The sequence below is a fragment of the Arthrobacter sp. G119Y2 genome (genome assembly GCF_038069765.1).
In the GTDB taxonomy this organism is placed as follows: domain Bacteria; phylum Actinomycetota; class Actinomycetes; order Actinomycetales; family Micrococcaceae; genus Arthrobacter_B.
Map to the genome: position 1 here is coordinate 255,977 of NZ_JBBPFS010000004.1, position 11,764 is coordinate 267,740.

Genomic DNA, 11,764 nt, shown 5'->3' on the forward strand with positions numbered 1-11,764 from the left:
GACGAAATCCGCAGCGGCCTACCGGGCGCGGACCACCCTTTTCTCGTCCCAGACCGGGGTCTCGGATTCGTAGACCTTGCCGTCGGAGCCGAACACCAGGAACCGGTCGAAGCTGCGGGCGAACCAGCGGTCGTGGGTGACAGCCAGCACCGTTCCTTCAAACGCGTCGATGGCCTTTTCCAGGGCTTCGGCCGAATGCAGGTCCAGGTTGTCGGTCGGTTCATCCAGCAGCAGCAGGGTGGCGCCGGAGAGCTCCAGCAGCAGGATCTGCAGGCGGGCCTGCTGTCCGCCGGAAAGCGAATCGTATTTCTGCTCCGAGGAGGCAGCCAGCCCGTAGCGGTCCAGGGCCCCGGCCGCAGCTTCGCGGCCCAGCCCGGAGCGGTGGTCATCACCGCGGTGCAGAATGTCCAGCAGGGTTTTGCCAAGCAGGTCCGGACGCATCATGGTTTGCGCGAAGAACCCCGGGCGGATCCGGGCGCCGAGCTTCACCGAGCCCTCATGCGGCACCGGGGCTATTTCCACCTCGGAGACGGGCTCGTGTTCCTTTTCCGGATCCGTACCGCCCGCGGCCAGCAGCCGCAGGAAGTGGGACTTGCCGGAACCGTTGGACCCGAGCACGCCCACCCGGTCGCCGAACCAGATTTCAGTGCTGAAGGGCTTCATCAAGCCTGTCAGTTCCAGCTTCTGCGCGACGACGGCGCGCTTGGCGGTCCGCCCGCCGCGCAGCCGCATCTTCACGTTCTGCTCGATCGGCAGCGCCTCGGGCGGACCGGCCTCGAGGAACTTCGCCAGCCGGGTCTGCGCGGCCTGGTAGCGGTTGGCCATGTCGGAGCGGAACGCAGCCTTGTTCTTGTACATGTTGACGAGTTCCTTGAGCTTCAGGTGCTCCTCGTCCCAGCGCCGGCGCAGCTCCTCGAACCGGGCGTTGCGGTCCTCGCGGGCCGTGACGTAGCTGCTGAAACCCCCGCCGTGGATCCAGGCGGAGGCCCCGTTGATGCCCGGCTCCAGGGTGACGATGCGGGTGGCGGCGTTGTCCAGCAGCTCCCGGTCGTGGCTGACGAACAGCACCGATTTCTTGGATTCGGCCAGCTTGCCTTCCAGCCAGCGCTTGCCCGGAACGTCCAGGTAGTTGTCCGGCTCATCCAGCAGCAGCAGGTCGTCGGGGCCCGAGAAGAGGGCCTCCAGTACCAGGCGCTTCTGCTCTCCGCCGGAGAGGGTGGAGGCCTTGCGGTACTGGGCGCGGTCAAAGGGCATGCCGAGCGCGGCCATGGTGACCTCGTCCCACACGGTTTCCTGCTCATACCCGCCGGCGTCGCCCCAGTCGGCAATGGCCGTGGCGTAGCGCATCTGGGTCGGCTCGTCGTCGTGCTCCATCATGGCCAGCTCGGCGTCGTCCACCGCCTTGGCCGCGGCGGCGAGCGCGGGCGGCGCGGCGGAAACCAGCAGGTCGCGGACCGTGCTGTCATCGCGGACCTGGCCTACGAACTGCCGCATGATGCCCATGGATCCGGACTTGGCCACGGTGCCCTCATCGGCCTTGATGTCCTCCGCGATGATGCGCAGGAGCGTGGTCTTGCCGGTGCCGTTGGGGCCAATCAGGGCAGTCTTGTGCCCCTCCCCCACCTTGAAGCTGACGCCGTTGAGCAGCTGCCGGCCGTCGGAAAGGAAATAGTCAATGTTGGATACGTCGAGGTGAGCCACCCTCCCATCCTCCCATCCGCCGGCGCCGGCGCCGCAGCCGTCCGCATGGACACAGGGCGCGCCCGTCTGCCTACGATGAAGGTCCGCAATTACGGGTCCAACCATCAGGAGCACAGATGATCTTTATTACCGTCAAGTTCAACGTCAAGCCCGAATGGGTCGACCGCTGGCCGGAGCTGACCGCTGATTTCACCGCCGCCACCCGTGCGGAGCCGGGCAACCTGTGGTTCGACTGGTCGCGCAGCCTGGAGAACCCCAACGAATTTGTCCTGGTCGAAGCCTTCAAGGACGACGCCGCTGCCGCCCACGTCCAGAGCGACCACTTCCAGCAGGCCATGAAGGACATGGTGCAGGCGCTGGTGGAGACTCCCAAGATCATCAACACGACCATCGACGGCGAAGAGTGGTCCAGGATGGGCGAACTGACCGTCGACTAGTTTGCCGGCAGCTCACCGGCCGGCCCTCACAGGCCGGCCGGGCGCTACTTGGTGTCGAGGCTGTACCCGGCGCGGGTCAGGATCTCCCGCAGGTCCACCACGGTCTGCTCGTCGATGTCCTTCCCCCGGGGCGGCTCAAGGATATCGGTCTGGCCGGCGAGCGTGACTTCGTATTTGCCGTTGTGTTCCCGGGTGGTGTCAGCCACCGCCTCCAGCAGGGACACCACGTTCTTCCATTCGATGTTTGAGCTCGTGGGATGGCGCAGGATCTTTTCCAGCGTGTCCCGGTGGTGATTGTTCAGGTGTTCGGTCATAACAAACCTCCTGAACCCAGTTCCCCATGCCGGAGCCGGGAGCGCAAGGGATGAAGGCTCCCGCTCCCTGCCGGGGCGCTCAGTTGCCGGCAGGACGCAGGAACGCCGCTATCCGCGCGGGCACCAGATGTTCCACGTGCCCTGCCATCGTGCGGGATCCCGCCTCAATCAGCAGCCCCCACGCCGCCATCACCAGGAAGGTCCAGGGAGCGGGTCCAACGGTGCCGAAGCCGGTTCCGCCCCCGCCGCCGGCGGACGTCTGGCCGGCCAGCACGACTCCGAGAACGGATACGGCTGCCCCGGCGAGACCGAAGACCAGCGGCAGGGTCAGCCAGGAGGTGCGCCGGCCCGCCGGGTCCGGGAGCCGATCCCGGTCCCGGTCCCGGTCCCGTGCGAGGAACCAGGCCACGGACGCCGCGGCGGCCAGCAGAAGGGTCAGGACGCCCACTGCCGCGCTGGCCCACACGGGCAGGTCACCGATGGACCCGGGAAGGTTGGCGGCCGCCGGCAGTCCCTGTTCCGTCACGGTGGAGAGATGGCCCAGGCCGTAGGACCACGCCGCCGCGGTGGGCAGCCACAGCGGTGATGCGAAAGCCACGGCTGTGCCGCCCTTGACCAGGGCCGTGACCACCAGTGCCGTTCCGGTGACTGCCGTATAAACCAGGTAGTGACCGGCGGCCACCCGCAGCGCCGGCCGGACTCCGGGCAGGGACCGTTCCGTCCGGGTGATCCAGCGCGGGACCGTTCCGGTCCCGTGTTTCCGCCCGGCCCAGCCGGCAAAGGTGCCGAGCAGCACCGCACCTGCCACGAGGCTCGGTGAAGCCGCGGTCAGGAACATAGCCCCGGCTTCGGTGTCCTCCCGCAGCGAGACCAGCAGGCTCAACAGGACTGAAACGGCAGCCAGGCTCAGCCCGGTCAGGGCGGAATACAGCCACCGGTGCCATTCCGAGCCCAGGGGCTGCCTTCGTTCGGCCCGGCGGCCCAGCTGCCACAGGGAAGCAGCCGCCACCGCGGTGAGGAGCAGGGGAAGAGCACCGGCCCAGAGGCTGACCAGCGGGGCGGGAAGGTCCGCGTACCCGGCCGCCGAGACGGTCAGGACCGGGGTTCCGCCCAGAGCCATGGCAGCCAGGAAAAACGGATAGATCAACAGCGCTGACGGACCGTCCAGCCGGGCGCCCATGTTGCCGGCGGAATCGTTCATGCCGTTGAGCGCTCCGGTCCCGCCCAGGAAGAATCCCAGGACCAGCAGTGCCATCGTCACCAGTGCGGCGCCCAGCGTCAGCCCGTAGGCATACAGCGCCGACTGCACCGCCAGCCACCACTGCGGGTGCTGGCGGCCGCGCTCGGCAGGCGGAGCAAGGGTGTCCGGGTGCCCCGGAAACCCCTTGTCCTGGTTTTCCATGTGTCCATTCCCCCTGCAGAGCGTTGGCTGCTGTGCGCCGGACTTAAACATACAAGGTGCCGGCCCCCTCGCCTGCGCCCACGCATGGAGGTGACGTCCCCTAACCGCGGGTCAGCTGCCCGGGCTCAGGTCCGGCACCTCCATGCCGTGATCCCGGCGCAGGGCCAGTTCGGCCGCATGCCGGCCGCCCATGCCGTGGACGCCGGGTCCGGGCGGGGTGGACGCGGAACAGAGGTAGACGCCCGGAAGCGGCGTCTGCCAGGGGTTCACCGCGGGCACTGGCCGCGCCGCCATTTGCCGCAGGTTCACGGCGCCGCCGCCGAAGTCGCCGCCCACATAGTTTTCGTTGTAGCGCTCCAGGCCCGCCGCCGTCGTCACCTGCGAGCGCACGACGACGTCCCGGAACCCCGGGGCGAAGCGTTCGATCTGTGCGGTGACGGCCCCGGTCATGTCCGCGTCGGAGCCGGCGGGGACATGGCAGTAAGTCCAGAGGACGTGGCGGCCCGCGGGCGCCCGGGAAGAATCAAAGCTGCTGGGCTGGGAGAGGAGCACGTAGGGCCGGTCCGGATGACGCCCTGCGGCCACCTGGGCTTCGGCTCGTGCCAGTTCGGCGCGGGTCCCGCCCAGGTGGACCGTGCCTGCCCGGCCCACCTCCCCGTTGGCCCACGGCACCGGCCCGGAAAGAATGAAGTCCACCTTGCAGGCCGCGTTGCCGTAGCGGAAGCGCTCGAGGGCCCGGGCATACGGGCGCGGCAGCTCCGGCCCGGCCAGGTCCAGCAGGGTGGCCGGGGAAACGTCGAGCAGGACGGTTTTCGAATCGCGCAGTTCCTTCAGGGAAGCCACCCGGTGCCCGGTCACCAGTTCACCGCCGTGGGCCTGCAGGTCCGCGACCATGGCATCGGCTATCGCCTGCGAGCCTCCCTCGGGAATCGGCCAGCCCACGGTGTGCGCCAGCAACGACAGCAGCAGCCCGCCGCCGGCCGAAGGCAGCGAAGGCATCCGCCCCACCGGGTGCGCGGCAACACCGGTCAGGAGAGCCGGGGCTTTCTCACCGGAGAACCGCCGGTTCCACAGCCGGGTGCCCTGCTCCAGGGCTGCACGTCCGAAGGCCAGCGCCGCAGCCGGTTCGCGGTAACCGCGGACGAGCGGAGACATCAGCAGCTTCGTGATGTCTTCGCTGCGCTCCGTCAGGGGCAGCATCAGCCGGCGGAAAGCCGGGCCGTCAGCACCCAGGCCCTCCGCGGTGCGGTCCAAATCCCGGTAGGCCAGGCCCGCCTCGCCGCCGTCGAGGGGGTGGGCATAGGAAACATCCGGAACAGTGAGCCGGATCCGGTCCCCCAACCCAAACTCGCGGAAAAAGGGCGAAGCAAGAGCCATGGGATGAACGGCTGAACAGACGTCGTACCGGTAGCCCGGTTCCAGCAGTTCCTTGGTCCGGCTCCCGCCGCCGGCCGTGGGGCCTGCTTCAAAGACCCGCACCGACAACCCGGCACGGGCCATGATGACCGCCGCTGCCAGTCCGTTGGGTCCCGCTCCTACCACCGAAACGTCCGTCATGAATCTCCTGCTTTCTGGGCCGCCGCCTGCGCCGCGGGCGGAACGGAAACAGCCCGCCCGTGCCTGCGGCCAAGCCGGAACCGGTCCGGTGCGTGGTCAAAGGGTCCGCCCTGGGGATCGTCCACGTCGAGCCGGCGGACCGGATCCCGTGCGGGGGTCAGGATATCGAAGACCACCCGCGCCATCAGCCAGGCGGTGGCTGCCATGTGTCCGGCCACGGCCCAGACATAATATGCCGCGTCGATGTTGTTGCGGGGGTCTCCCCCTGAGGTCAGGGCCCCCAGATACATCCATACTGCCCACCAGTGCATCACCTCGAAGAACTGCCAGACCAAAAAGTCCGTCCACCGCGGCCGGGCGAGGGCCGCCAGCGGAATCAGCCACAGGACAAACTGGGGCGAGTACACCTTGTTGGTGAGCACAAACGCCGCCACGATCAGGAAGGCCAGCTGTGCCAGCCGGGGCCGGCGGGGTGCCGCGAGCGCCAGCACGGCTATACCGGCGCAGGCGGCGGCGAAAAGGAAATATGCCCCGAAATTGATGAACTCCGGTCCCGCTTCGGCGCGTCCGGTCCGTTCGGCGATCAGGTTCCAGGCAAACCACCCCGAGGAGAACCCCGCCGGACGCTCGCCGGTGAAGGCGAGGAAGTATTTCCAGCCGGTGAAGTCGGTGATCATGAAGGGAACGTTGACGACAAGCCAGGCTGCGGCCGCCCCGGCGAAGGCCTGGCAGGCCGGCCGCAGCCGCATCGTCCGCAGGGCCAGAACCAGCACCGCGCCCAGGATCAGCACCGGATACAGTTTCAGCGCCGTGCCCAGTCCCAGGAAGACTCCGGCCAGGACGGGACGGCTGCGGGTAAAGGCGAGCATGCCAAGGGTGGCCAGGAGCACGGCCCAGATGTCCCAGTTGATATAGATGGAGAGGATCATCGCCGGGGCCAGCGCCACCATTGCCGCGTCCCAGGGCCGCCGGTTGGTCATGCGCAGCGTCGCCGCCACGGTGGCGATCCAGGCCAGGGCAGCGAGCGCGGCGTTAATGTCGAAGTAGGCCAGCGCCCGTTCCGGCGCGGCGTCTCCGCCCGGAACCAGCAACGCCACTGCTCCGGCCAGCAGTCCCAGCAGGACCGGATATTCAAAGGGGGCGCCCGGTGTCAGGAAGGGAAACACCCCGTCGGCCAGGCCCCGCGTGTCAAACAGCACCGGCCAGTCCGAATAGCAGGCCCGGTAGAAGTGCTCCGGCGTGGACCAGCCGCCGACGCGGCAGGGGTTTTTCACGACCAGGGCCAGCAAAGCCGCGGCGGTCGTCAGAAGAATCAGTACCCGCTCCACGGTGAAAAACCCCGGCGTCACGATCCCCGGGGCCGTGAGCCGGCCCAGCGGGCCGCCGATGGCTGCGGTCAGGTTCCTGAGCAGCGGATCGTTGCGGCTGGGGACCACTATCCGCAGTGGCCGCCGTCGGGGCTTGGGCTCCATGCTTACCAGTATGACGCGGCGATCGCGAGGGCTGCCTCCGCCCGCGCGGCGTTCCTGTGATGGTTCACACAGACACTGCACGTTGAGGCCGTAGACTGGGCCGGTCTTGCCGCGTCCGGCGCGGCAACGGAAAAATGTTTGTCTTCAAAGGAGAACCGTGGCAAAGAACCCCATTCGGGTCGCAATCGTCGGTGTTGGAAACTGCGCAGCGTCGCTGGTCCAGGGCGTCCAGTACTACCGCGACGCCGACCCGGACCTGACCGTTCCGGGCCTGATGCACGTGAAGTTCGGCGACTACCACGTCAATGACGTGCAGTTCGTGGCGGCCTTCGACGTGGACGGCAAAAAAGTCGGGCTGGACCTGGCCGAGGCCATCGGAGCCAGCGAGAACAACACCATCAAGATTGCCGACGTCCCGGAAACGGGTGTCACCGTACAGCGCGGCCACACCCTGGACGGACTGGGCAAGTACTACCGGGAAACCATCGTTGAGTCCGACGCCGAGCCGGTGGACATTGTCGCCGCGCTGCGGGACAACAGGGTCGATGTCATGGTCTGCTACCTGCCCGTGGGCTCCGAGCAGGCCGCGAAGTTCTACGCCCAGTGCGCCATCGACGCCGGGGTCGGCTTCGTCAACGCCCTGCCGGTGTTCATTGCCGGCACCAAGGAATGGGCCGATAAATTCACGGCCACCGGAGTTCCCATCATCGGCGACGACATCAAGAGCCAGATCGGCGCCACCATCACCCACCGGGTGATGGCCAAGCTGTTCGAGGACCGCGGCGTCATCCTGGACCGCACCTACCAGCTCAACGTCGGCGGGAACATGGACTTCAAGAACATGCTCGAGCGCGAGCGGCTGGAGTCCAAGAAGATTTCCAAGACCCAGGCCGTCACCTCCAACACTTCGGCGGACCTGAAGGCCGACGACGTCCACATTGGTCCCTCCGACTACGTGGCCTGGCTGGATGACCGCAAGTGGGCCTTCGTCCGCCTCGAGGGACGCAACTTCGGCGACGCTCCGGTGTCGCTGGAATACAAGCTCGAAGTGTGGGACTCCCCCAACTCCGCCGGAGTGATCATCGACGCGATCCGCGCCGCCAAGATCGCCCTGGACCGCGGCGTCGGCGGGCCGATCCTCTCGGCTTCAAGCTATTTCATGAAGTCTCCGCCGGAGCAGTACAACGATGACATTGCCAAGGAAAAGGTGGAGCAGTTCATCCGCGGCGAGGTAGAGCGCTAACCTCCCCTCCCCCGCGAGACGGCAGAAAGTGCGCTTCCCAGACCCGGGAAGGGCACTTTCTGCCATCTCGGCAACGGGGCAGGCCGGGGCTCCGTGGAGCGGGGACCGCGGGCAGCTTAGGACAGGCCCTGCGGCGTGCCGTCCGCCGCGACATCCATGCGCATGGCTGCGGGAACTTTCGGCAGCCCGGGCATGGTCATCACTGCCCCGGTGAGCGCGACGACGAAGCCGGCGCCGGTTTTGAGGATCAGGTCCCGCACGTGCACGGTGAAACCCGTCGGCGCGCCGAGCAGCGAAGCGTTGTCGGAGAACGAGTACTGGGTCTTTGCCATGCACACCGGCAGTCCGTCCCAGCCCCCGGCCTTGATCTCCTGAAGCCGGCGCAGCGCCGGAAGTGAGAATTCGACGTCGTCCGCTCCGTAGATTTCCCGGACCACGGTGCGGATTTTCTCCTCCACCGGCAGCTCCAGCGAATACAGGTACCGGAAGTCCGAGGGCTTCTCCAGTGCGGTGCGGACTGCAGCTGCCAGCGCATCTCCGCCGGATCCTCCTCCGCCCTGCGCCCAGACGTCAGCGGCGGCGGCCGCCACGCCCTGGGCCGCGCACCAGTCCAGCAGCCACTGGATTTCCTCCGGCGTGTCAGTGCTGAAGACGTTGACGGCCACCACCGGATCCAGGCCGAATTTCCTGATGTTCCCGATGTGCCGGCGCAGGTTGGCCGTCCCCGCCTCCAGCGCTTCCGGATTCGCCTTGTCCAGCTCGTCCCGGGGTACCCCGCCGTGCATTTTCAGGGCGCGGACCGTGGCCACCAGGACGACGGCGTCGGGCGCCACGTCCGCGGCCCGTGCCGCGATGTCCATGTACTTTTCGGCTCCCAGATCCGCACCGAAACCCGCTTCGGTGACCACCACGTCTGCGACGTTCCGCGCGAGGTCGGTGGCAATGACTGAGTTGCAGCCGTGGGCAATGTTGGCGAACGGACCGCCGTGAATCAGGGCCGGCGTGCCGGCGATGGTCTGCACCAGATTCGGCTTGATCGCGTCCCTGAGCAGCAGCGCCAGCGCCCCCTGAACGCCGAGGTCCCGCACCGTCACCGGCTGCCGGTCATAGGTGTACCCCACGGTAATCCGGGCCAGCCGCTCCTTGAGGTCGGGGAGGTCGCGGGCGAGGCAGAACACGGCCATGATCTCGGACGCAACCGTGATGTCGAAGCCGTCCTGGCGCGGGGTGCCCTCCGCCGGTCCGCCCAGGCCAATCACGATGTTCCGCAGCGAGCGGTCGTTCATATCCATCACCCGGCGGAAGATGATCCTGCGCGGGTCGATGCCCAGCTCATTGCCCTGGTAAATGGAGTTGTCCAGCAGCGCCGTCAGGGCGTTGTTGGCCGTGGTAATCGCGTGGAAATCCCCGGTGAAGTGAAGGTTGATGTCTTCCATCGGCACCACCTGGGAGTAACCGCCGCCGGTGGCACCGCCCTTCAGCCCCAGCACGGGTCCCAGGGAGGGCTCCCGCAGTGCAATAACCGTGCTGACTCCCGCTTTGGCCAGCGCATCGCCGAGGCCGACAGTGACGGTGGACTTGCCTTCACCGGCAGGAGTGGGACTCATCGCGGTAACCAGCACCACCCTGCCCCGGGTGCTGCGGGGAGGTACAAGCAGCGGATCAACCTTGGCCTTGTAGCGCCCGTACAGTTCCAGGGCCTCTTCGGGAATGCCGGCGGCGCGCGCCACCTCGGTGACGGGTTTCATCACCGCCCGGCGGGAAATCTCCAAATCGCTGGACATGTCTGCGGCTGTGCGCATCTCTGCAATCCTTCCGGGGCCCCTCGCCGGTATCCCGTCGGCTCCGGCGGGATACCGTCCAAGCTATCAGCGGACGGAGTGCACCGAGAACTGTTCAGCGGCCTGCAGGTAGCTCTGCGCGGTAAGCGAGGCCGTGCGCTTCCAGCCGAAGGCCGAGGCATGCACGGCGGCGCCGTACCCCAGGGCCCGCCGCAGACCGGCGTCGTCGTACAGCCGCTCCAGCTCCGCCGCCCAGCGGCCGCCGTCGTGCCCGTCCACCAGCAGCCCGGTGCGTCCGTGCCCAACCGCCTTGGGCAGACCGCCGACGTTGGCAGCCAGCACGGGTGTCCCGCAGGCCTGCGCTTCCAGCGCAACCAGGCCGAAGGACTCGCTGAAGGAGGGCACCGCAACGACGTCGGCTGCGCGGAACCAGTCGGCCAGCTCGGCGGCGCCTACGGGCGGATGCAGTGCTACCTGGGCATGCAGCCCCAGGGAATCGATGAGCGGCTGCAGGTTCAGCACCTCGGACCCGCTGCCGGCCCCGAGAATGCTGATCCTCAGGGGAATGTCCGGGCGGCGGGCATGCAGTTCCGCCGCTGCGCGCACCAGTACCTGGGGGCCCTTCATCCGCTGAATGCGCCCGGCGAAGACCACGTGGAAGACCTCCCGGGGCACGCCCAGACGCGCACGGGCGGCCTTGGAATTCCGGTTGGAGAAAATTTGCAGGTCCACGCCCGGAGCCACTACGTCCACCTCGCGGAGATCGGCTCCGTACAGTGTTTCCAGCTCCCCGGCCTCGGTGCTCGTATTGGCAATGAGGCGGGTGGCGCCGTCCACAATTTCCTGCTCCCCGTCAATCCGCACTCGGGGTTCGGGTTTTTCGCCGGGCTGAAGCCGGAGGTTCTTGACCCGCGCCATGGTGTGCATGGTGTGCACCAGCGGCACGTTCCAGGCCCGGGCGACCGCCAGCCCTGCTGTCCCCGACACCCAGTAGTGCGAATGGATGACGTCGAAGCGGCGGCCGGTGGAAAGGGGATGGAGATCGGTAACCCCCTGTGCCAGCTCTGCGGCCAGGCCGGGCAGCGCTTCCTTGGCGATCCGGCGGCGCGGTCCCGCGGCAACATGGCGCACAGTGACACCGGGGACAACTTCCACGGCAGGCTTCTGCCGGGAATCCGAGGCGCGGGTAAAGATCTCGACTTCGACGCCGGCCCGGGCAAGTTCAACTGCCACTGAGCGGACGTAGACGTTCATTCCGCCGGCGTCGCCGGAGCCCGGCTGCTCCAGGGGTGACGTATGCAGCGAGAGCATAGCCACGCGCTTTACCTGAAGCAACAGCACTCCCTTCTTGGCCCGCCGCAGTCCTAGTCCCTTAAGACTTTATAACGCCGCGGGGCAGACCATGGTTTCGGGGCCCGGTTGCCCTGATCACTTCCGCGGCGGCACGCCAAAAGGGGAGTTCGCACAGTACAGCACGAACTCCCCCGGTTTTGTTCCCTGCAGGCAGGGGCTACTTGACCGAACAGGCGTAACGGGCGAGCAGGTGCCACTCCGGGCCCGTCAAGCACGCGTCCAGGCGGGATTGGTGGACCGCCTCGGAACGGGCGAAGGAAGCCTGCAGGCGGCTGAGGGCGGCAAACACCCTCCGGGTTTTGGACAGTCCCGGGGCCGCGGGAGCGGATGACGGCGGATGGTTTGACGGTGGATGGTCCGACGGCGGATGGTCCGACAGTGCGGGGCGCAGGGCCGGCGCGGCGGGTTGCGGAAGCGCGGGCGCTTCACGGAAAGGGGACGCGGGCAGGTTGAAAGAAGGCACGATAAACTCCGAAAGAATGGCGCACCTGATTTTGGGTGCAC

General features: G+C 67.6%; 9 protein-coding genes. 2 read left to right on the forward strand and 7 right to left on the reverse strand.

Translation table 11 applies throughout. From position 1 onward, the window contains the following. Window positions 1-18 precede the first annotated feature (18 nt). Window positions 19-1,701 carry an ATP-binding cassette domain-containing protein gene (locus WKB88_RS10530; RefSeq protein WP_341394517.1) on the reverse strand — a complete coding sequence of 561 codons (1,683 nt, stop codon included), beginning with the start codon at window positions 1,699-1,701 and terminating at the stop codon, window positions 19-21. Between the two features lie 116 nt (window positions 1,702-1,817). Between WKB88_RS10530 and WKB88_RS10535 the strand changes: the two genes are divergently transcribed. Beyond that, a complete protein-coding gene (locus tag WKB88_RS10535) occupies window positions 1,818-2,138 on the forward strand; it encodes a putative quinol monooxygenase (RefSeq protein WP_341394518.1) in 321 nt (106 codons plus the stop codon). Window positions 2,139-2,182: 44 nt separating this feature from the next. On the opposite strand, the gene WKB88_RS10540 is transcribed toward WKB88_RS10535, so the two are convergent. The 4 genes from WKB88_RS10540 to WKB88_RS10555 form a co-directional block, all read right to left on the reverse strand. Continuing rightward, complete coding sequence (locus WKB88_RS10540) at window positions 2,183-2,452, reverse strand: hypothetical protein (RefSeq protein ID WP_341394519.1); 270 nt, start codon at window positions 2,450-2,452, stop codon at window positions 2,183-2,185. Window positions 2,453-2,531: 79 nt separating this feature from the next. Beyond that, window positions 2,532-3,854 (reverse strand): hypothetical protein, encoded by a 1,323-nt coding sequence (locus tag WKB88_RS10545; protein WP_341394520.1) that lies wholly within the window; start codon window positions 3,852-3,854, stop codon window positions 2,532-2,534. Window positions 3,855-3,965: 111 nt separating this feature from the next. Further along, the gene (locus WKB88_RS10550) at window positions 3,966-5,411 is read right to left on the reverse strand and encodes a phytoene desaturase family protein (RefSeq protein WP_341394521.1); all 1,446 of its coding nucleotides are present in this window, start codon (window positions 5,409-5,411) and stop codon (window positions 3,966-3,968) included. Beyond that, window positions 5,408-6,883 carry a glycosyltransferase family 87 protein gene (locus WKB88_RS10555; protein WP_341394522.1) on the reverse strand — a complete coding sequence of 492 codons (1,476 nt, stop codon included), beginning with the start codon at window positions 6,881-6,883 and terminating at the stop codon, window positions 5,408-5,410. Before WKB88_RS10555 ends, WKB88_RS10550 begins: the two co-directional genes overlap by 4 nt. 157 nt (window positions 6,884-7,040) lie before the next feature. Here WKB88_RS10555 and WKB88_RS10560 point away from each other — a divergent pair, with 157 nt between their 5' ends. Then, the gene (locus WKB88_RS10560) at window positions 7,041-8,126 is read left to right on the forward strand and encodes an inositol-3-phosphate synthase (protein WP_341394523.1); all 1,086 of its coding nucleotides are present in this window, start codon (window positions 7,041-7,043) and stop codon (window positions 8,124-8,126) included. 116 nt (window positions 8,127-8,242) lie between these two features. Here WKB88_RS10560 and WKB88_RS10565 read toward each other — a convergent pair whose 3' ends face one another. Then, the gene (locus WKB88_RS10565; protein WP_341394524.1) at window positions 8,243-9,928 is read right to left on the reverse strand and encodes a formate--tetrahydrofolate ligase; all 1,686 of its coding nucleotides are present in this window, start codon (window positions 9,926-9,928) and stop codon (window positions 8,243-8,245) included. A 66-nt stretch (window positions 9,929-9,994) separates the two neighbouring features. Next, complete coding sequence (mshA, locus tag WKB88_RS10570; RefSeq protein ID WP_341394525.1) at window positions 9,995-11,242, reverse strand: D-inositol-3-phosphate glycosyltransferase; 1,248 nt, start codon at window positions 11,240-11,242, stop codon at window positions 9,995-9,997. Window positions 11,243-11,764: the final 522 nt, after the last annotated feature.